Source organism: Massiliimalia massiliensis (assembly GCF_900155615.1).
Classification (GTDB): Bacteria; Bacillota; Clostridia; order Oscillospirales; family Ruminococcaceae; genus Massiliimalia; species Massiliimalia massiliensis.
Window position 1 is genome coordinate 142,890 of record NZ_FUHT01000004.1, and the last position, 20,375, is coordinate 163,264.

The window sequence follows — 20,375 nt, forward strand, 5'->3', positions numbered from 1 at the left end:
AGAGGCGGGAGAGCCACGGACTGAAATATAGGATATGGGCGCTCCAGAGCGTCAGCTTTGCCACATTCTGAAAAACCAATCCTGGATATTCCCGTTGAGGCGGACAAAATATAGCGGGATCCTATATGTACTCAGCTTGCCGCCTGTCCGGGGAAATCCCGTTTAGGTCAAAGGCCTGTGCGGACAATTAAAAGCTCGTTCTGGGCGGGCATAAGGGATTTATCCCTCTATCCCGTTGACCGGCGCTTGCAAAACCCGCAGAATCAAGGCCTTTTCGCCTCTAATTGTCCGCAGGCAGCCCGCCTTTTCCGGTCGCTGGCTGTTTTCTGCCTGCGGTGAATGACAACGGCACAGGACTTACAGTATTTCGCCCGGTTGGAACCGGGAAGGAATGGCTGGCCGCAGACAGCACACCGTTTCTGCTCTTTTCGATAAAGCAAAGCAGCCGCCAGAGGTTCATCCAAAGGCAGGACAGCGACGCGAAACCACCTGCACAGCAGGGAGTAGGAAATGCTCTGCACACAGACGCATTCTTCTCCATCGTCAAGAGCGAGGCAGTTCCCATTCTCATAGTTGCAGCACTGATGGACCAGCTTTCTTGCCCTGCGGTACTGGGAATAGGTCATGATGGGGATTTTCTCTTTGATTTCCAGCACCTCCTTTCAGACTGTAAAAAACTCTCCCTATCTATCCGTACATTTTGAAAGCAAAATGACACCCCCTTTTGAAAATAAATTTGAAATGACTCAGAATACCTTTCATATATCCGTACATTTTTCGGGGGATTGTTGCACTGGTAAACACAAAAATATCACTCTAATATTCATTTCATTTTTGAGGTTTTTTTCGGGGTTCTCATTGGAAAATTCAAAAAAATATCCTTCTATTAGCCGTGACATTTTGAAGGGTGTTTTTGTAGGCGTTTCCACAAAAAAATACCATCATGGCTTATGAAAGCCATGATGGTATTCCTCAGATTTCAAATTTATAGCCGATGCGGCAGATAATAAAACTGGAAGAAATAAAGACTTTACGCCAGCTTCCAATTCTGGCTCTCCGTCTGTAGCTTCACCATTCGGGCATATAAGCCGTTTTGCTTCAACAATGTTTTCGGTACGCCTTCTTCTGCCACGCTTCCTTCGGAGAGCACCACGATTTTGTCTGCTCCGGCTACGGTGCGCATCCGGTGGGCGATCACCAGTACCGTCTTATCCGCAATCAGACGGGAGAGGGCCGTTTGAATCAAGGTTTCATTCTCCACATCGAGGGAAGCGGTTGCCTCGTCCAAAAGGATAATCGGGGCGTTTTTCAAGAAAGCCCGGGCGATGGAAATCCGCTGCCGTTCCCCACCGGAAAGCTCGCAGCCGTTTTCCCCGATGTTAGTATGCCAGCCCTCCGGCAGCTTTTCAGCAAATTCATCCACATTGGCAAGTTTTGCAGCGGCCAAAACCTGTTCGTCGGTTGCGTCCTTATTCCCAATCCGTATATTCTCCAAGATTGTATTATCAAACAGGGTAACATCCTGAAACACAATGGAGAACAGGGAAAGCAACGCCTCCGGGTCAATCTTGGAAATGTCCATGCCTCCCACGGTGATTTTCCCCCGGCTCACGTCCCAAAACCTTGCTGCCAGACGGGAAACTGTCGTTTTGCCGCCGCCGGAAGGTCCCACCAATGCCGTGACTTCGCCCTGCTTTGCGGTAAAGGAAACATCCTTCAATACGGTTTCTCCCGTGTTGTAAGCAAAGCCTACATGGTCGAAGGTAATATCATATCCCTTGTTGTTGAGCGTGCTTTCTCCCTGCTGAATCGGATGGTCGAGGATTTCATTCATACGGGCGATATTGGTGCGCGTGCTGATAACCGCCGCCAGATTTTGCAGCGCCCCTTGCAGCGGGTCGTAAAGCCTTGATACGACAAGCAGGAACATGAAGAAGGTCAGCACATCAAGGCTACCGCCTATCAGCAGGATAGAGCCTGCCAATGCAACCGTGGCAATTCCCAGCTTTAATATGAGTGACGCGGACACCACAAAGGCCGCCAGCCCAAATTCATTGAGAATGGAGCGGTGTTCCACGGCGCGGATTTTCTTTTCCAAGCCTTTCAGGTATTCTGCTTCGGCGTTGTTAGCCTTCAAGTCGCGCACCGTCTCAATGCACTCCTGAATCCCGTCCGCGCAGGCCATCTTTACATCCATCGCTTTCTGATTGAGCCGTTCCTGCACCTTTGCGGAGAACCCTACGATGGCAAAGGCCACCGGCAGAACCCAAAGCGCCGCCAGCGCCATGCGCCAGTCGAATACAAAAAGGCTAATTGAAATTAAGACAGTGGAGATGATGGAGCCTGCCAGTTCGGGAATGAAGTGAGAAAAACTCTGCTCCAAAAAGGTGCAGTCGGCCATGATGGTGCTTGTGAGATCCGCCAAATCCTTTTTTCCAAAGAAGGACAGTGGAATCTTCCGTAGCCGTTCGGCCAGCGTAATCCGCCGCACACCGCTTTCCGTATAGGTGGTAAAGTAGGTGGCGTTGTACTGAAAGTAAGTGGTAATCAGTATCAGGCCGATACACACCACGCAGCCGATGATATAAAAGATAATTTTTTCACCGGGTACGCCGCCATTCATCAGATCGGCCACTAAAAAATATAAAAGCCCAACGGGAAACATAAAGGAAAGATTCTGGAGGACGCAGGCAAGGCAGCCTTTTACCAGATCCTTCGCCCCCTGCTCGGAAAGGGCATATTTCTTTTGAAGTTTTTTAATCACTTTATTGTACCTCCTTTGCAACCTTCCATTGAACAGAAGTTTGATAGTCCCGCCACATGCGGCTGAATACGCCGCCTTTTTCCAACAGCTCACAGCTTTTGCCGCTTTCTGTGATCTGTCCATCCTCAATGACATAGATTTGGTCTACGCCAGCCACGGTGGAGAGCCGGTGGGCGATCATAATCACCGTTTTCCCCTGTGACAGCTTGGAGAAAGCGGCCTGTACGCGGGATTCATTGTCCGGGTCGGCAAAGGCGGTGGCCTCGTCTAAGATTACGATAGGCGCATTTTTCAGCATCACGCGGGCGATGGCAATCCGCTGCTGTTCGCCGCCGGAAAGGTACACACCTTTTGTCCCTATCACGGTGTCCGCGCCCCTCGGCAGCTTTTCCAGAATATCGTCGCACTGTGCGTTATGGAGCGCGGCCATAATTTCTTCGCGGGTTGCGTTAGGCTTTCCCATGCGCACATTTTCCAAAATCGAGGCTTTGATTAGGCGGCTGTTCTGGAATACAAAAGAAACGGTATTCATCAGTTCTTCTTTCGGAATGTCTTTCACATCCACGCCGCCAATCTTCACCTGCCCGTCCTGCGGGTCAAAGAACCGGCAGATCAGATTGGCAAGCGTGGTCTTGCCACCGCCGGAAGGTCCCACAAAGGCCACCGTCTGCCCTGCGGGAATGGAAAGGGAAATATCCTTGATGACCTCGTTTTTCCCATCATAACTGAAATGGACATGGTTAAGCTGTACCGAAGCGTCATTTGGGTGTTCCGGCTGTGCTGCTTCTGCAAGAGGGTTCAAATTCAATACACTGTCGATTCTATGCAAAGCGTCGTCCACAATCATGGCATTTTCGCTCTGGAACATGATTCGGGTAAGGGTGACGGAGATGATGGGCGTGATGATGATGTAGAACATCAAATCCAGCAGGAAATCCTTCGTAACGCCGCCCCCTGTAAAAATCAGCGCACCGGCAATCAGCGCAGCAAACACTCCGTTGATCGCCGCAGTGTAGAACATCATGGGTGCTCGGAGCTGCTTGGTATAGGCAATCACCCACACCTTATACCTATCAATGGAATCCTTGAATTTTTTGAAGGAGAATATGGTCTGCCCGAAGGTTTTCACAACGGGAATCCCCCGTACATACTCCACCGCTTCATTGGACATATCATCGAGAGCGTTTTGGTATTCTTTCATTTTTTCCTGCATTTTCTTCCCGGTCATCGTCATCATAATCAGAAAGCCCAACAAAACCGGCACAAGGCTCAAAAGCCCCAGCCGCCAGTCGAACACCAGCAGCAGAACCAAAAGGCCGCATGGTGTCGCAATGGCATTGGCACGGTCGGGAAGCTGATGCGCCAGATAGGTTTCGGTGGCGGCGCTGGATTCATTGACGATTTTGCGCAGCCTGCCGCTGCCGAATTGTTCTGCAAACCCCAGCGGTAGCTTTACAATATGCTCCATCGTTTGCAGGCGCAGGTTGGTGGCAATGCGAAACGCCCCTTTGTGGGAACACATAAGAGCGCCTATGTAGACCAGCACCGCAATCACTGCGAACAGCACCGCCATCCAGCCGTTATGGGTCAGGTTTTGCGCATGGCTGAAATCCGGCGCAACCTCCAGCACTTCCTGTATAACCTTCCAAATGTAGTAGAAAGGCACTAACGCGATAAGGGCGCTGATGGCCGAAAGCACCCATGAAGCATAGAGCAGGTATTTGTGGCCGCCTGCAACTGCAAGCAGCCGTGACAGATTGGATTGTTTTTTCAAAGAAGATTCCTCCTTTTCGTTTATTTATGATAAAGAGAACACAAGCGCATTCTTCTTATATCCTCATAAGTTAGTTATTGCTAACCTCCGGGCAAAAATTACAGGGCGTTACTGCCCCATAATTTTCATCCATCCGGCTGTATAGAAGGCCCGCATTTCCTTCACATAGTTTTCTGCGTTTTGAAGCGGCATTTCGTGAATCACCAGTTCAAAGAAAGTATGAAACATGCCGGTAATCAGAATATGCTCCAGCGCAGGGTCAATCTGCGGGGAAGGCCGTCCAAGCTCCTGCAAGACCTCCTGATAGGCATGGGTCGCTGCCACTTCAATCTCTACCATTTCATCGATGAAACCGGAAAACTTTGTCCCCTCCGAACAGCAGAGAATCAGCTTACATTCCTCCAGATGTTCATAGGCGTAGTGGAGCATATCAAACATGCAAGCGCCGGAAATATCTCCCATAACCTCCGGCTGCTGCTCGTGGGGTAGATCGGCAAATTCCGTCTGTGCTTTTTGAAAGCAGTTCAGCAGATACGCATAATGTTCGCCCACCAAAGCCTCGAACAGTTCTTCTTTACTTTTGTAATAGCCATAAAAGGCTCCCGTCGTCATGCCGACAGATTTAACGATATTCCGCAGGGAAGCGTCTTTGTAGCCTTTTTCTAAAAACTCTGTTTTTGCTGCTTGATGGATGCGTTTTAAGGTTGTCAGATTTCCGTCTATTTCCCTCGCCTCCTTATAACACTGTTATATATCACTGTTATATTTTATACCGAGAGGCGGGTTCTGTCAAGAGGGAAATTACCCATAGAGGCATTTCAGACATTGGAGATAGGACAAGGTGAGAGAGCATACAACGCTGTCCCACCTTGTCCTTGTTATTGTTCTTCAAATTTATACCCGATACCGTAGACGCTTTTCACATAGTCCGGGAGATCAGGAGCAATCTTTAACTTCTTCCGCAAGTTGCTTACATGGTTATTGACTGCCTTGCGGGAGTAGTAGGTATAGTCCTCATTCCATACCAAATCCATAAGCATCTCATAGGTGAATACCCGTTTGGGATTTAGGATAAGCAGGGAGAAGATTTCAAATTCTTTGACGGTTAGCTCGATTATCTGCTCACGAACCGTAATAAGTCTTTGCTCTAAGCAGAAGTATAAATCATCTTTGCGGATTTCCGTCAAAGGGTGCTTGGCCTGCTGTGGAATGGTATATTTGCCTCGAAAGATGGCCTGATATGGTAAAGAAATCGGATCGGTATAGTTTGTCTCACCCTCGAAAACAAACTGCGCAAGTTCCCTCCGTTGCTCTACGGATAGCAGAGCAAACAGTTTTTCTCCGATCTGTCTGCCGGTTTCAGCTAAATCAAGTACGGCTAATTTCCCATATCACCACCACCTAACCATCATCAAATGCTTTCTTTAACTTTTGAAAAGACTCCGCACTAACTGCATGTTCAATACTGCAAGCGTCTTGTTCTGCTATTATGGGGTCTACACCTGCCGCTATGAGCCGTTCTGTAAAAAAACGATGCTTTTCGTAAATCTGCTCGGCAAACTGCAATCCTGTTTCTGTCAGGGAGAGTGTGCCGTTGGCATTTTTAACAAGATGACCGGATTTAGAAAGCTCCTTGACTGCCCGGCTTACGGAAGGCTTTTTTACCCCTAACTGCTCTGCAACATCCACGCAGCGGACATAACCATTTTGTTTCTGGAGCATAAATACAGCTTCTAAATAATCCTCCATCGCTGATGTCAAAGCCATTGGCATACCTCCTTTTCCTACACTTACCGCAGCACATTGCGATGGTAACGCACTTTTCCCTGCTCGAGGTATAGAACGCAGTCAGCGGCTTCGGCAATTAAATCCATGTCATGTGTAATCAGAAGAAGGCATTTGCCCTCCTTTGCAAGCTGTTTGAAAAGCTGCACGGTCAGCCGCATATTGTAGCCATCCAATCCGCTTGTAGGTTCGTCAAATACAAGAAGGCTTCTGCTGCTGGCTGCCGCAATCGCCAAAAGCAGCCGCTGCTTTTGACCGCCGGAGAGCGAGGCTGGGTGCCGGTTTTGAAAAGCGTCCAGCCCCATTTCCTTTAATTTCGCCAAAGCGGTCTCTTTTCGAGCAGGCGTTTCTTTTTTTCCAATCCAAAATTCATCTAAAACCGTCGGGGCATAAAGCTGGTAATCGGAATCCTGCTGCACAAAAAAAGAATGGTTTGTACGCTTCTTACGTTTCAGATATTCCCCGTCAATCTGCACCGTTCCCATCGCCCGGTACAATCCGGTGATTGTCCGGCACAGGGTAGACTTTCCAGCGCCGTTCGGTCCCGCAATAGCGAGGATTTTTCCGCTTCTCGCTGAAAAAGAAACTTCTTCTAAAATCTGCCGTCCGTCCAGCATACAGGAGATTTCAGAAACCTGCAAGGTATCCTCCGGTTTTGATTGAAAAGCGCCGCCCACCTGAAAAGCCGGTGCCTCAAAGGGACGCAGCCCCATGCCTGCAAGCTGCTCTCTTTTCAACCGCAACGCTTCATTATGATCGTAAATAGCAGAAATTGCACCATTTTCCATAAAAACAAGCCGGTCAAAGGAATCCCGTACATAGTGAAAACGGTGTTCTGAAAGGATAATGGTATGCCCGGCTGCTTTCAGCCGGTAGAGCAATGTGCCCAACCGCACCATAGCATCGCTGTCCAGATTTGCGGAAGGCTCGTCCATCACGATCACTTTGGGTTCCATAGCACAGATGGACGCAATCGCAATAAGCTGCTTTTCTCCGCTGGACAGCGGGAATATTCTCCGGTCGAGCAGCCGGTCAATGTTCATCTGTGCGCATACTGCCTTTACCCGTTCCTGCATAACAGCGCGCTCCAATGGAATATTCTCCATGCCCAGCGCAATTTCGTCGGTCGTATTAGTGGTAAAAAACTGGCTGCGTGGGTCTTGGAATACGCTGCCAACCATTGTGCCTAACTGATGGATGGGCATTTTCAGTGCGTCCTGCCCATCAAGGGAATAGCTGCCTGTAAGGTTTCCCGGATAAAATTGCGGACAAAGCCCGTTGAGAACCCTCGTCAAAGTTGTTTTGCCACAGCCGCTTTTACCCGCCAGAATAATCAGTTCGCCTTTCTTAACCGTCAAATCAATGCGGCGCAGCCCACTGTTCTCACAGTTGTTCGCATAGGAGAAGGAGACATTCTTTAATTCGATCACAAAACCCCTCCTTTCTCCAGCACAAAAACCGCACCGGCAATCACCGCCATAAATACACAAAGAGCGCCGTCCTTCCAGCTAAAATGGATGGGGCGGTAGCTGATAGTTTCACCGGAAAAACGCACGCCGCGCACTGTCATAGACGCGGATAGTTCTTCTGCCACCTTTGTCGTTCTTAAAATCAGTGGGATTAAAATATATTCCACTGTAGAAGGAAGATGGGTAAGCGTGTGAACCACGCCTACCCCAATTCCCCGAAACCGCTGGGAAGAACGGATGGCCCGGTATTCCCCGGAGATCGTTGGGAAAAATCGTAAAACTACCGCAACCGCTATCCCGACAGCCTTTGGGAAACGCATGGCCTGCAAAGCCGCCATCAGAGAGCCGGTAGCTTCTCCGGCAAGGGCGGTGGCAAAGGACAAGGGAATCAATATTTTCCTCCCGACAATTCCAATACTGGACAGCATGGAACTCACTGAAAAGGCCACATTGCTGTCCAGCAGCCTCACACCTGCCCAGCCTATCCCATAAAAAACGAGGTAATACAACGCATAGGGCAAGATTTTATTCGCCTTTCCTGTCAGCAAATGGATCAGCAGGCACCCCAGGAACAGGCATAATCCTCCGATTTCAGAGTGAACCAGCAGGATCGAGGCAATCCCCAGCAGGCAGAGCAGCAACCATGTGCGTGGGTCTGGCCGGAAATAGCTCTGCTTTCGTTTTTCCATTACACAACTCCGGCAGGCTTAAAATGTTTGCCCAGCATTTTCATGCCCAGCGCATATCCGGCAATGGACAAAGCTGCGGCTGCGACCAAAGCGATTGCAATGTTCTGTGGGGCCAGCCAGAATCCTTCTAAAGATGCGATAGCCGCGTCCGCACTGGCAGCATCCATGCCCATAGCCACATAGCTTTGTACCAAACTATCGCGGAACAGCAGCATGGTCAGCGTGCTGCCCATTGAGTTGAGCATCCATGTAAGCGCATGAGGGATGGCAGGCCGGATTTTGCTTCTGTACCCGCCGCCCAGCATAATGAGTTCGTTTACAACCGCCAGAATTGCGAAAAACGCAAATACATAGACGCTGCCCGTAAACAGGAAGTACAGACCATAAATCATTGGGATGATAAACTGCGTGCCGATTTTCGGGCACTTCTTTATAAGTAGGACGTAGATAATACCGTTAATCAACCCCGCAAGGCCGGGAACCAGAAAATATACCAGTTGCAAATTAGCGGCAAATGGCATGGCAACGACGATGGCGATGGCTGTTTCCACGCAGGCCAGCAGTAGGACAATGACAAATTCTTTCAGACCTAATACCTTTTCTTTCATTTGAAAACCTCCTAAGATTGTTTGAATGTATAATCTCCAGCTTGGCTTTGCAGCCCCCACAGCCGGGCATATAATCCTTTTTGCCCTGCAAGCTGGTTATGGGTTCCTTTCTCTATGATTTTCCCATCCTGCAATACGAGGATTTGATCGGCGCTGCGTACTGTTTTTAATCGGTGCGCAATCATAATGACTGTGCGTTCTTTGGAAATCTCGTCCAGCGCTTTCTGCACCATTGCCTCATTATCCGCATCCAAAGATGCGGTTGGTTCGTCCAGCAGAAGAATCGGTACATCTTTTAAGAATGCTCTGGCAAGGGAAATCCTCTGGCGCTCACCACCGGAAAGCGTTGCGCCTCCTTCGCCAATAACCGTATCATATCCTTCCGGCAGGGCAGAGATAAAATCATGGCAGCGGGCTTGCTTACACGCCTTTATCATCTGTTCTTCCGTAATGCTCTCATTGCCAAAACAAAGATTATCCCGAATGGTTCCACGGAATAAATAGGCGTTCTGCATGACCATAGAAATGTTGGAAAGCAGACTGTCCGTTTGAGCTTCACGAATGTCTTTGCCATTCATCCAAATATGCCCGCTCTGATAATCCCAAAACCGCGCCATCAGGCGAAGCAGGGTGGATTTTCCGCTTCCTGATGGCCCTACCAATGCAGTCAGCAAACCGGAAGGCGTATCAAAGGAAACTCCCTGAATAATCTCCTGTCCTTTCGTGTAGTGGAAAGAAACATCTTCAAAAGAGTAGGCACTGCCAGCCTCCATCTGTTCTTTGCCGGGCGGCTCGTCTGTTGTCATCACCTTGTCTAACCGCTCGCCGGAAGGAAGCATCCCGCGCAGCGCGGATATGCTGGTGACAATCATCAACTCCGCTTCTACCAGTTTAGTCGCTAAAACGAGAAAGCCTGCAAAATCCAAAACAGACAGTGTGCCGCCGATCAGCAGATAAAGCCCAACCGCAGCCGTAATGGGAACAATGAACTTTACCAAAGAAGAACACAAGGTGGACAAACTGCCTGCAACTGCTTCTTCTTTCAGCGATTCATCCCGCAATTTCCGCATGGCCGTTTCCAAAGCATGAAATCCGTCTCCTGTACGATGATATGCCTTCAGGTCTTTCATACCATGAAGATATTCATTGATTTGCGTAGCCGCATGGGTTTTTGCAGCCATGACCTGCCTGCTGTGTTTTTCTTTGATTCGGGCAATCCCGAACATAATTGCCGCGCAGATTGGCAACATTCCAAACATGGCAATCCCCATACGCCAGTCGTAAATGCCTATCCATACAATGGAAATCACCAAAAGTGCTCCCACACCAATGGGATAGGGCAGCCAGTAGCAGAGTGTGTATTCCACGTTTGAAAAGTCATTGGCAAAGGAACTGATCAATTCTCCCGACTCTTTGGACGAAAAGAATCCCAGCGGCTGACGGCGCAGCTTTTGGATATATGCCATCCGTTTTTTCGCCGTATCACTGTAGGCGCGCCCGTAAGTGAAATAATAGGTTATCATCTCTATTCCATATTGAAGCAGGATATATCCCAAACCTGTGGCGGCAAGCGTGATAAGAAGCTGCAAATCCAATGTGTAAGGCGGCACAAAAGCCTGCCCCAGCGTATAGATTGCCATATACGCCAGAATTGCTGGAAGCATACTGAACGCCTGCGAAAGAAACAGCCATACGGTGGGCTGAATGATGTCCTTCGGCCTATGGAAGGTGAATTGCCGGATTATCTGAAACATGTGCTGTCCCTCCTTTCATTCGCCAGCTTTCGGTTTCGTTCTGAATGTCCCACAGATGGGCATACAGACCATGCTTTTGAAGCAAGTCTTTGTGCGTCCCGCTTTCTTTCAGCCGTCCGTTTTCCAAAACGAAAATCATATCTGCGTCCTGGATGGAGTAGAGGCGATGTGCGATCATCAGAACGGTTTTTCCTTTCAGTAATTCTGCCATACCTTCCCGCAGCGCCAGTTCGTTTTCCGCGTCCGCGAAAGCCATCGCTTCATCCAGCACAACAATCGGGGCATTTTTCAGAATCGCTCTTGCAATGGCAATGCGTTGCGCTTCTCCACCGGATAATTTGTGCCCGCCGTCACCTAATTTGGTGTGATAGCCTTCCGGTAATGCCTGAATAAAATCGTGGCAGCGTGCGGCCTTTGCAGCATACTCAACTGCTTCTTGAGTTACATTTTGGTGCATGGCGATATTGTCGTACACACTTTCAGCGAATATATAGGTATCTTGAAATACAAAGGCAACCGTATTCATAAGCGCCTTGGTGGAATAGTCACGTATATCCTTTCCTCCAATCGAGATACTTCCGCTTTCCACATCCCAAAATCTTGCCAGCAGTTGCCCAGCTGTGGATTTTCCACCGCCCGACGGTCCGACTAAAGCCGCGAAAGAACCAGCCGGAATGTGCATTGTGACATGCTCCAGCGCCATGCGCCGCAGAGGATCAGCCGCTTTTTGGTAGGAAAAACTCACATCCTGAAACGTAAGCTCCGCAGAAACCGGCGGGGTATCGCACGCGCCTTCCGTTATCGGTTCCATCTTCATAACGTCCTCAATCTGATCCATCCGTACAGCCAGATTCCGAAGGTCTGCGCCAAACTCCACCAATTCCATCAGTGGGCTGATGACTGCCGGTCCTACAATTAAAAACATCAACAATTCCATCATCAAGCCGTGATCGCCGGGATTCAGATACAGCAGGACACATCCTGTTGCTAAAATGAAAGCCAGCACAGAGAGCGTGATGGTTTTGTAGGCTCCGTAAATAGGCGTAACCCGTTTTAAGTAAGCCATCATGCTTTTCTGATTTTTCTCTATCAGATTGGTTAGCCGTAAAGCCGCAGCCTCCGGCTTTCCAAAGATTTTTTCTTCCTCCATCCCGGACACATACTCTGAAAATGCCGCGTCCAGTTCTGTGGAAGAACGGTTGAGATCCGTCCAAATTTTCTGCCCACGCTTCCCTCCAAAAGCCGAAAACTGAATGATAAACGCGAGCACCAATGCGGCAACAATCGTCAAAGCAAGCGGTACATTGATGGAAAACAGCAGCGCCGACAGCGAAACCAGCAAAAGACCGGCTCCTATGAGGTTCGATACATCGTGGGCGATAATATTTTCCATTTTCTCGATGTTATCATTCATGGTCTTTTGTACCGCACCGGATTGCCCTCCTGTGAAGAAGCCCAGATTCAGCCTGCCCATGTGATTCAGAATCCTCATGCGCAAACCGTAGAGCGCGTGAAAGGCACAGGAATGGCAAACAAAACTGCCGATAATTGAAAGCGCTATGCCAACGGCAATACTTGCCAGCGTAATTCCCGCCCACAGCCATGCAGCGGACACGTCTACAGCCGTATGATTCAAGGATGCTTCCAGAAAGATACGGACGATTTGGTAGATCGTATAGAATGGAACACCCGACAGCAATATGCTGACAGAGGAACAGGCTACGCCAATGATATATCGGGCAGAACTGCATCGCGCAGTTTGGAATACCCGCAGGACAGCGTTTTTCTTTGTCTCTTTCATAGTTCTCCTTTCTCTGCCTTTCAAATTCACTGTTCGGAAAGACAAGTGATTATCGTTGGTTAGCGCAAGCTAACCAACGGACATTATGCAACACTTCCTGCTTTCCGTCAAGCGGCCTTACAGTGCCTAAAACACAACACTATTATCCTATGCTGTTCGGAAACCCCTTGATTTTAAGCGGTTTTCTTGATATACTTTATCTCAATAGTTAGTTTTTGCTAACCAAAAATCGTGCCAAAACAGAAAAGGATGTGCCATTTCCGTATAGAGGTGATTACTATGATTACAATTCATAATATAGATGAAACATTGCTGTTTTATGGTTCTCTGGGAGCCGAACAAAAAGAAATTGGGAACTGCACTTTGTTTACTTTTTTCGATAAGACTTCCTATGTCCGGTTTTGGGGAGATTTGCATGGTTTTTGTGTGGCTTCTGTTGACGTTATATTTCCAAAGGATATAGTGTTCCGTTCACAAATCCAACAGAGATATATAGGAATCGGCTTTACGGAAGAAGGACAAATGATTAGTTATAACCGAAAATCCGAAATGAGGAAATCCCGCAACGGCATAGACTGTTACGTATTTAATTCTCCGGTTCCTCTTTTTATGAAAATATCCGGTGGGCAGCGGCTCCGGTTTCGGGGAATGTATTTTCAGGAATCTTTTTTTCGAGAAAATAACGTGTCTCTTTATGACAGCTTTTGGGAGGATGCTAAACAATCTCTAACCTGCAATGAGATTCATTCGCCGGAGTTGTTATCTGTCTATCGGCGTATTGAAAATTGCCCACTTGCAGGAGACGCATTTCAGCTTTGGATGCGTGGACAGGGATTGACTGCTGCGAGTTATCTGCTGGATTTGATGCAGCGATATACTTCGGCTTCGCCTGTTTACCTAAGTGAAGATGAAATTGCAGCCGTTTTACAGGCAAAACGATTGATTAAAGAAAACATCGGCAGTGTTCCCACAATTCTTGAACTTAGCAAAAGCGTTGCTCTTAACAAAAACAAGCTCCAAAAAGCATTTCAGCTTACAGAAGGCAAAAGCATTGGGGAATACATTCGGGCATTGCGGATGGAACTTGCTCTGGAACTTCTTGAAAAAAGCGATATGTCCACTGGCGACATCGCAAAAGCAGTTGGCTATCATGGAGTATCAAATTTCTACCATATCTTTCAGCAGAGATTTGGAGAAACGCCGCAAGCAGTCCGAGTATTGCTTCAAAACAATTAGAAATTCAGTTATATTCATAGGCTGTTTTCACAGATTGGCAAGCAATGCAAACATATACATGCTTTGCAATTTTGGCCGGATTGCCCCGGCCAAAATGCTTGTTGAGGGATAACCCCCAAGCCCCCAAGATCGTCCCCATTCGGTGACGGCTGCGCGTCCTGCGGACGCTGAAAAATTTTAAGAAGCAAAAGAAAACCTCTATGCAAATGGTTCGTCCATTCACATAGAGGTTTCTTATTTCTCGTTCACTTGGCATAGGTTAGTATTTTCGCAATACTTCTTTATGCTCCTCTGCCATTCGGACAGCCTTTTTTTCTCTGAAACAGAGCTTTACCATACAGCCGGTTTTTTCAGGATTGTTTCTGCCGCGATACATGCCAGACAATAACTACTTTCCCAGATGATGCGTATACGTTTGGCTGCTGCTCCTCAAACAGTTCCTGTATTTGTTTTCTTATACGGGAATCAACATAATAAAATTATTTCCAGTGTTTTAGCTGTGAAATATACAAATCAAATTGATCACGCCTTATGTCATCATCTAAATGATCGGGATTAGGCATATGTTTAACCAAATAGTCCAGCAGCGACTTTTTCGATCGATATACAAATTTACCATCAGCATAGCACCATTTGCAATAATCCGCATTATAGCTGCCGTCAGATTCTTGACTAATCAAATGATCTTCATTTAAAGGCATGCCACAGCATTGGCAGACAAGCTGCCGAGGAGAATCAAGAAGTGTGTTGATTGATATATCAAACTCCCGCGATATTATTTTTAACGTTTCTGTATTAGGCTGCGTCTCTCCCGTTTCCCAACGGCTCACTGCCTGTCTAGTAACCTGGAGGCGCTGCGCCATTTGCTCCTGTGTAAGATGATTTTGCTCACGTAAGCTCTTGAGAATATTTCGTGTCTCCATACACGTTCCCCCTTAAAAATGTTCTGTTTTTATTATAGCCTTATGCTGTGTTTTTAACAAGCAACTCGCTGTTGCTATTCCCGATAGAATTCTCAATACTATAAACAGCTGATATGACAGGCATAGCCGCACAAAGCGAAAATTTTAATAAAGCCAAGCTGTCAAAGCATTGGGGATAAAACAAGACCCGCTTTTCGAACAAATTTGTCAAAAAGCGGGTCTTATTCAGGGACAAAAAAGATGCTAACGGATTTTAGAGCTGAAGGCCTAAATCCTCGAAATAACAAAACATCCAAACAAATAAAATCGAATATTCCGAGACCTAAGCGGTTTCTGCCTGCTTTCAAATCGGACAATAAAGTTTGGGCTTCAAAACTTTTTTGTTTTCATCACTCTATTTTTAACTTCTTTGGTTGTTGTGTCCAGTTTGAAGGGGAAAGAAACAATGGCCGTACACCGTTTTAAATAAGGGCATATAACATATAACAAAATACATAGCGACGACTAAATCTCAGCAATTCAGCTCTCAATAGGTGTTCCGAAAAAAGAATAGGCTCCTCTGGTCAACTTTGATTGATACAGCGCTTTATCCGCTTTTTCAAACAACAAGTTAAAATCCTTTGCGTCTTGTGGGAAAATAGAGATACCAATGCTGTTTGTACAACAATAATTGCCTTCTTGGCACGCAACTAATTTCTGAAGTTTTTCTATAAGCCATTCGAGATCAGGAAAATTCTGGACGAAAAGAATAAACTCGTCTCCGCCAAACCTGCCGATAATATCAGTTTTTCTAAAAGATGTTTTTAAAGTGTCTGCCACCAGCCGAATAATTTGGTCGCCCACAGTATGACCGTATAAATCATTAAACATTTTAAAGTTATCAATATCTAGTAATATGAGCGCATGACTCCGATCCGCTTTTTGGAGCAATGCTTTCCGAATCAGATCTATGGAGTTGTTTTTATCATAAAGGCCTGTGAATCCGTCAAGTCTCACAGCTTGCTCCAGCTTATCTGCTTTGGTTTTTAAATCTGTAATATCAGTAATCACGCCGATCATCCTAACAGGCACATTGTTTTCAATAATAGGCGTCACATCCAGCTTACACCAAATAAAATCAGAGCCGCCGGCTCTCATGCGGGCTTCATAGGTAGTTGCTTTCCCGGCAAAAATAGACTGAAAGGCTTTGTCGATGACTGCAGCATCATCCGGGTGTGAAAAATATTCGGAAACAGCTTTTTCATACGCGGCGGGAGAAAGCTTGCTGTATGGCTGAACATCTTTTAGTATCTCTGCACCAGAAACACCGAATATATCTTCTGAATTTTCAAAAAAGGTATACAACTGATTGACGATATCAACCTCAAAAACACATATTTTTGCAGTCTTAAGCGCGATGCTCAGACGTGTTTTAAATTGTTTCGCTTCCAAAACATCTATAGTTTCTGTCTCTACCGTATCATTTAACATAGAATCCAATTCCTTCGGTCATTGTAGCTTTGACAAGCTTACATCAGTTTCTATACAAATACTCCTATTTAAAATGCGCCTGCAGGCGCAGAAGCCAAAGAGCTGTTTTGTTTCGGCAGACAAGCTGCCTCGCTCTAAGCTTCGTAGACCTCGGACAAATTAAAAAAAGGATAGTCTATAAAGGCTCTCCTTTTTCTAATGTTGACAGCAACATTCATATGGTCGGAGTGACGGGACTTGAACCCACGGCCTCTTGACCCCCAGTCAAGCGCGCTACCAACTGCGCCACACCCCGGTTATTTTTCTATTATATCGAAAAGTAACGCAATTGTCAAATTGAAATCTTCTCGTATAAAATTTCATGAATTTGTTCAGACTAAAAATATCAAGATAAGGAAAGGAATGGTAAGCCTATGGAATTAAAAGGCAGTAAAACAGAAGCAAATCTGATTTCGGCATTTGCAGGCGAATCACAGGCTCATACGAAATATCAGTATTATAGTGATCAGGCCAAAAAAGATGGCTTTCAACAGATCGGAGCATTGTTTAAAGAAACATCTGATAATGAGAAAGCCCATGCGAAAATTTGGTTTAAGCTGCTGCATGAGGGAATTCCCCAAACTGAAGAAAACTTAAAGGATGGGATTGCAGGGGAAAATTTTGAATGGACCCAGATGTATGCAGAGTATGCAAAAACTGCAAAAGAGGAGGGCTTTGACGATATTGCTTTTCTGTTTGAACAGGTTGGTAAAATCGAAAAGACCCATGAAGAACGGTATCAGCAGCTGTCCAATCATGTTCAGAATGACAAAGTATTCCGTAAGGATGGTAAAGCGGTTTGGCAGTGCCGGGTTTGCGGATTCCAATACGAGGGAGAAGAGGCACCGGAGATGTGTCCAGTTTGCAAGCATTTAAAGGCTTTTTTCCAAATCCTAGCTGAAAATTATTAATGGAGAACCGCCAGCCGTTTATTTGGCTGGCGGTTTGTCTTTCCAGTACCACCATTTTAATTTTTGAGGATCAGGATTTTCCGTGCTGGCATAATAAACGGCACATCGATAAACATAAAGCTGACAACGGTCGATCTGGACTCCCTGCTCAATGCAGTCGCGCTCATATAGTTCTTCGGGATTGGCTCCCTTTAAAGAGGCAATGGTGGGATAGCCAAGACGGATTAAATCCTTTTCTGTTTCTATTCCAACTCCCGGAATTTTTCGCAGCTCTGTTTTCATGCTAAAAGCCCTCCTGCTTTTGGAATTGATTGCGGTATTGATTGGGCGTTGCTCCAGACGTTTCCCGGAAAGCGCGGTAAAAAGTGCACTGGCTTTCAAAGCCGGATTCGTATGCTATTTCGGTTACGCTCAGATTGGAGGATTCTAACAGCCGTTTAGCATAATCAATCCGCAGGGAGTTTAGATATTGATTAAAATTACACCCGGTTTTTTCGCAAAAGCAGCGGGACAAATAATATTTGCTGAATCCGAGCGTTGAGGAAATTGACTGCAGGGTAAGAGGTTCGGTAAAATGACGGTTAATGTAATAGAGTGCGCGGTGAACCAAATCCGCATCGGTTTTTGAGCTGGAGGGGATTAGTTCTACTTGCTCCAAAACCCGTCCGACGAGAATAGCCAGATATCCCTTTAAAAGCTTTCGGGAAATCGGCTGCTGACGGTAACGGATAAGATAGGGAAGAAGATAAATAATATCCGGATGAATCTGGCTTTTCAGCAGGAATGGGTTGACGGCCTGATTTTTATTTAGGATTTGTGCATAGTCACCTACCAGCTCTGGCTCAAGAATTACCAGCAGCAGCTCGCTGGGCTGGCCGGATTCGTAGGAATGGATGCTGTTGGGAAAAATAATAGCGAGTTCACCTTGGGAAAGCGTTTTATTGTGCTCGTCCACCTTGAGAGAAACCGAACCTTCTGTAACATATACAAGCTCCAATTGCTTATGCAGATGGAGCATAAAAGTGAGATCCTTGGTCAGATAGCTGTCAAACGGTACTTCCCGGTTTTCATAATAAGTGATCATAGCAAGTCCCTTTTCCTACAGTTTTTTCACTCAATATTTTATCATAAGCCATTTTGGATTGCAATGGAAAAGCCTGCCCTTTTTCATGAAAAAGGGCAGGCCGGCGGTTTCTATTTCCGCTTGAGCTTATCTACAATCATGTGGGCGCATTTATTGACGTCCCCGCAGCCAAGCGTGATAATAATATCACCGGGCTGTGCGATCGAAACAACATAATCGGAAATTTCATCAAATTCCGGGAACCAGACACAGCCCGGGATTTTTTCGGCGAGGTCTCGGGCATAGATCCCGATGGTGTTTTTTTCCCTTGATCCCATAATCTCGCTTAGGATAGTCAGGTCGGCGATCTGCAACACCTCGGCGAAATCATCGAGCAGGCGGGCGGTACGGGAATAGGTGAACGGCTGGTGCACTGCAATAACCCGTTTGAAGTTCATCGATTTTGCGGCCTCCAGCGTCACTTTGATTTCCGCCGGATGATGTCCATAATCATCAACTACGGTAATCCCGTTTACCTGGCCCAGCACCTCAAACCGGCGGCAGGCGCCCTTGAAGTTTTTCATTCCCAGATTTAAGGATTCGGGCCTAATCCCGCTTTCGACTGCACAAGCGCAGGCGGCGACTGCATTGAGAACGTTATGCTTACCAGGGACAAATACGTCGATCTCTGTCAGCTTTTCTCCCCGATGCATGAGATCAAAACAGGTGTGAACCCCGTCAAGCGTTTTGATCTGTTCCGGATAGTAGTCGTTATCGGACGAAAAGCCAAAGGTGCTGACCGGCTTTGACAGCATTCTGACGGCGCGGCAGGTATTCGGGTCGTCACCGTTTGCTACCACAAATTTTTTGGCATTAGAAGCGAACCTGCGGAACGAGGCAATCAGATTTTCTAAGGTTTTGAAATACTCCATATGGTCTTCGTCGATATTGAGAATCAGGGAGATGTCCGGCTGCAATTTCAGGAAATGATCCATAAATTCACAGGCTTCACAGACCATATTCCCGCTTTCGCCGATCCGCCCGCTTCCTTGGATAGAGGGAAGCTTTCCGCCGATTACCACCGTCGGATCAGAGCCGGCATCCATGAAAATTTGGGTGAGCATACTAGAAGTAGTAGTTTTGCCATGCGTCCCGCTTACGCAGACGGCATTGTCAAAGTGCCCGGTCAGAATTCCCAAAAGATCGCTGCGTTCCAAAACTGGAACACCGCTTTCCTTCGCTGCAATCAATTCCTCATTATCCGCCATGATCGCCGCAGTATGTACGATCAGGTCGGCACCATTAATATTTTCAGCCCGTTGTCCAACTATGACGGGAATTCCCATCTCCTTGACCCGCTCGAGCGTATCAGTCGGATTGTTGTCTGAACCGGTTAGATAATAACCCTGCGCATGGAGAATCTGCGCCAGGGGATACATCCCGGAACCGCCTATCCCTATAAAATGGATATGCTTTTTATCTTTTAAAACACTGTCATTTAAGTTCACAAAGACCAAACCTTTCTCATCCCAATGTAGACCTTATTAATATTATAGCACAAAAGTTTCTGTTTTAACAACTTTCTATATCTTAATACAAAAATTCATATAATTAAGCAAAAAAGATCGAAAACTGTAAAAACTTTTGAAATGTTCAAAAAAAGTAAACATTTCTACCGTAATCTTTTAAAGTTTATCGTTTATGATAATGGTACAAACTAAAAGCCAATGAACCAAACCGAGGGAGATGACGCAAAATGAATATTACAGATATCCGAATCAGAAAACTATTAAACGACGGCAGATTAAGAGCGGTTGTATCCATCACGGTAGATGATATGCTGGCAATCCATGATATCAAAGTAATTGAAGGCCCAACCAGGCTTTTTGTTGCAATGCCGAGCCGCAGAGAAGAAAATGGAACCTTCCGGGATGTAGTCCATCCAATTTCAGCCCAGGCGCGGGAATATATTGAAACTGCAATTTTAGAGGCTTATCAGCAGGAATTAGAGGCGCAGGAGCTTATGGCGGAAAACGAATCGGAACAGCCTGAATAGAAATACTTCCGATTCAACATAGGATTGGAAGAA

Annotated in this window: 19 protein-coding genes and 1 tRNA gene; 3 read left to right on the top strand and 17 right to left on the bottom strand. The window is 46.6% G+C overall.

The window, feature by feature from the left end:
• Positions 1-263: 263 nt before the first annotated feature.
• The 11 genes from CZ360_RS09145 to CZ360_RS09200 form a co-directional block, all read right to left on the bottom strand.
• Entirely contained in the window at positions 264-626 is a 363-nt protein-coding gene (locus CZ360_RS09145) for a cysteine-rich VLP domain-containing protein (protein ID WP_077533908.1), read from the bottom strand.
• 404 nt (positions 627-1,030) lie between these two features.
• A complete protein-coding gene (locus CZ360_RS09155) occupies positions 1,031-2,764 on the bottom strand; it encodes an ABC transporter ATP-binding protein (protein WP_077533910.1) in 1,734 nt (577 codons plus the stop codon).
• Between the two features lies 1 nt (position 2,765).
• The gene (locus CZ360_RS09160; protein WP_077533911.1) at positions 2,766-4,538 is read right to left on the bottom strand and encodes an ABC transporter ATP-binding protein; all 1,773 of its coding nucleotides are present in this window, start codon (positions 4,536-4,538) and stop codon (positions 2,766-2,768) included.
• A 108-nt stretch (positions 4,539-4,646) separates the two neighbouring features.
• Positions 4,647-5,261 (bottom strand): TetR/AcrR family transcriptional regulator, encoded by a 615-nt coding sequence (locus CZ360_RS09165; protein ID WP_077533912.1) that lies wholly within the window; start codon positions 5,259-5,261, stop codon positions 4,647-4,649.
• Positions 5,262-5,416: 155 nt separating this feature from the next.
• Positions 5,417-5,725, bottom strand: a complete 309-nt coding sequence (locus tag CZ360_RS09170; RefSeq protein WP_229408034.1) for a winged helix-turn-helix domain-containing protein — start codon at positions 5,723-5,725, stop codon at positions 5,417-5,419.
• A 214-nt stretch (positions 5,726-5,939) separates the two neighbouring features.
• On the bottom strand, positions 5,940-6,305 hold the full coding sequence (locus CZ360_RS09175; protein ID WP_077533914.1) for a metal-dependent transcriptional regulator: 366 nt from the start codon (positions 6,303-6,305) through the stop codon (positions 5,940-5,942).
• 23 nt (positions 6,306-6,328) lie between these two features.
• Positions 6,329-7,753: an ABC transporter ATP-binding protein gene (locus tag CZ360_RS09180; RefSeq protein ID WP_143530216.1), complete on the bottom strand. Its 1,425-nt coding sequence runs from the start codon at positions 7,751-7,753 to the stop codon at positions 6,329-6,331.
• Positions 7,750-8,481, bottom strand: a complete 732-nt coding sequence (locus CZ360_RS09185) for an energy-coupling factor transporter transmembrane component T family protein (RefSeq protein ID WP_077533916.1) — start codon at positions 8,479-8,481, stop codon at positions 7,750-7,752. The genes CZ360_RS09180 and CZ360_RS09185 overlap by 4 nt, the downstream gene beginning before the upstream one ends.
• Positions 8,481-9,089 (bottom strand): MptD family putative ECF transporter S component, encoded by a 609-nt coding sequence (locus CZ360_RS09190; protein WP_077533917.1) that lies wholly within the window; start codon positions 9,087-9,089, stop codon positions 8,481-8,483. The genes CZ360_RS09185 and CZ360_RS09190 overlap by 1 nt, the downstream gene beginning before the upstream one ends.
• 11 nt (positions 9,090-9,100) lie before the next feature.
• Positions 9,101-10,843, bottom strand: coding sequence for an ABC transporter ATP-binding protein (locus CZ360_RS09195; protein ID WP_077533918.1), 1,743 nt, complete (start codon positions 10,841-10,843; stop codon positions 9,101-9,103).
• The gene (locus tag CZ360_RS09200) at positions 10,809-12,644 is read right to left on the bottom strand and encodes an ABC transporter ATP-binding protein (protein ID WP_077533919.1); all 1,836 of its coding nucleotides are present in this window, start codon (positions 12,642-12,644) and stop codon (positions 10,809-10,811) included. The genes CZ360_RS09195 and CZ360_RS09200 overlap by 35 nt, the downstream gene beginning before the upstream one ends.
• A gap of 279 nt (positions 12,645-12,923) precedes the next feature.
• On the opposite strand from CZ360_RS09200, the gene CZ360_RS09205 reads away from it, so the two are divergent.
• Positions 12,924-13,880, top strand: a complete 957-nt coding sequence (locus CZ360_RS09205; protein ID WP_159438210.1) for a helix-turn-helix transcriptional regulator — start codon at positions 12,924-12,926, stop codon at positions 13,878-13,880.
• Positions 13,881-14,359: 479 nt separating this feature from the next.
• Here CZ360_RS09205 and CZ360_RS09210 read toward each other — a convergent pair whose 3' ends face one another.
• The 3 genes from CZ360_RS09210 to CZ360_RS09220 all read right to left on the bottom strand — a co-directional run bounded on the left by CZ360_RS09210 (position 14,360) and on the right by CZ360_RS09220 (position 16,568).
• Positions 14,360-14,803 carry a zinc ribbon domain-containing protein gene (locus CZ360_RS09210; protein WP_077533921.1) on the bottom strand — a complete coding sequence of 148 codons (444 nt, stop codon included), beginning with the start codon at positions 14,801-14,803 and terminating at the stop codon, positions 14,360-14,362.
• Positions 14,804-15,322: 519 nt separating this feature from the next.
• Positions 15,323-16,273 carry a sensor domain-containing diguanylate cyclase gene (locus CZ360_RS09215; RefSeq protein WP_077533922.1) on the bottom strand — a complete coding sequence of 317 codons (951 nt, stop codon included), beginning with the start codon at positions 16,271-16,273 and terminating at the stop codon, positions 15,323-15,325.
• Positions 16,274-16,492: 219 nt separating this feature from the next.
• A tRNA-Pro gene (locus tag CZ360_RS09220) sits at positions 16,493-16,568 on the bottom strand.
• 118 nt (positions 16,569-16,686) lie between these two features.
• On the opposite strand from CZ360_RS09220, the gene rbr reads away from it, so the two are divergent.
• A complete protein-coding gene (rbr, locus tag CZ360_RS09225; RefSeq protein ID WP_077533923.1) occupies positions 16,687-17,223 on the top strand; it encodes a rubrerythrin in 537 nt (178 codons plus the stop codon).
• An 18-nt stretch (positions 17,224-17,241) separates the two neighbouring features.
• Here the strand turns inward: rbr and CZ360_RS09230 are convergent, their stop codons facing one another.
• The 3 genes from CZ360_RS09230 to murC form a co-directional block, all read right to left on the bottom strand.
• On the bottom strand, positions 17,242-17,505 hold the full coding sequence (locus CZ360_RS09230) for a helix-hairpin-helix domain-containing protein (protein ID WP_077533924.1): 264 nt from the start codon (positions 17,503-17,505) through the stop codon (positions 17,242-17,244).
• A gap of 1 nt (position 17,506) precedes the next feature.
• Positions 17,507-18,307, bottom strand: coding sequence for a helix-turn-helix domain-containing protein (locus CZ360_RS09235; protein WP_077533925.1), 801 nt, complete (start codon positions 18,305-18,307; stop codon positions 17,507-17,509).
• 110 nt (positions 18,308-18,417) lie between these two features.
• Entirely contained in the window at positions 18,418-19,794 is a 1,377-nt protein-coding gene (gene murC / locus CZ360_RS09240) for a UDP-N-acetylmuramate--L-alanine ligase (protein ID WP_267872683.1), read from the bottom strand.
• 248 nt (positions 19,795-20,042) lie between these two features.
• On the opposite strand from murC, the gene spoVG reads away from it, so the two are divergent.
• Positions 20,043-20,342 (top strand): septation regulator SpoVG, encoded by a 300-nt coding sequence (gene spoVG / locus CZ360_RS09245; protein WP_077533926.1) that lies wholly within the window; start codon positions 20,043-20,045, stop codon positions 20,340-20,342.
• Positions 20,343-20,375 lie beyond the last annotated feature (33 nt).

Coding starts and splice junctions, on each gene's coding strand:
- CZ360_RS09145 (WP_077533908.1), bottom strand. CDS start 626: ATGACCTATTCCCAGTACCGCAGGGCAAGAAAGCTGGTCCATCAGTGC.
- CZ360_RS09175 (WP_077533914.1), bottom strand. CDS start 6,305: ATGGCTTTGACATCAGCGATGGAGGATTATTTAGAAGCTGTATTTATG.
- CZ360_RS09185 (WP_077533916.1), bottom strand. CDS start 8,481: ATGGAAAAACGAAAGCAGAGCTATTTCCGGCCAGACCCACGCACATGG.
- CZ360_RS09190 (WP_077533917.1), bottom strand. CDS start 9,089: ATGAAAGAAAAGGTATTAGGTCTGAAAGAATTTGTCATTGTCCTACTG.
- CZ360_RS09195 (WP_077533918.1), bottom strand. CDS start 10,843: ATGTTTCAGATAATCCGGCAATTCACCTTCCATAGGCCGAAGGACATC.
- CZ360_RS09200 (WP_077533919.1), bottom strand. CDS start 12,644: ATGAAAGAGACAAAGAAAAACGCTGTCCTGCGGGTATTCCAAACTGCG.
- CZ360_RS09205 (WP_159438210.1), top strand. CDS start 12,924: ATGATTACAATTCATAATATAGATGAAACATTGCTGTTTTATGGTTCT.
- CZ360_RS09210 (WP_077533921.1), bottom strand. CDS start 14,803: ATGGAGACACGAAATATTCTCAAGAGCTTACGTGAGCAAAATCATCTT.
- CZ360_RS09215 (WP_077533922.1), bottom strand. CDS start 16,273: ATGTTAAATGATACGGTAGAGACAGAAACTATAGATGTTTTGGAAGCG.
- rbr (WP_077533923.1), top strand. CDS start 16,687: ATGGAATTAAAAGGCAGTAAAACAGAAGCAAATCTGATTTCGGCATTT.
- CZ360_RS09230 (WP_077533924.1), bottom strand. CDS start 17,505: ATGAAAACAGAGCTGCGAAAAATTCCGGGAGTTGGAATAGAAACAGAA.
- CZ360_RS09235 (WP_077533925.1), bottom strand. CDS start 18,307: ATGATCACTTATTATGAAAACCGGGAAGTACCGTTTGACAGCTATCTG.
- spoVG (WP_077533926.1), top strand. CDS start 20,043: ATGAATATTACAGATATCCGAATCAGAAAACTATTAAACGACGGCAGA.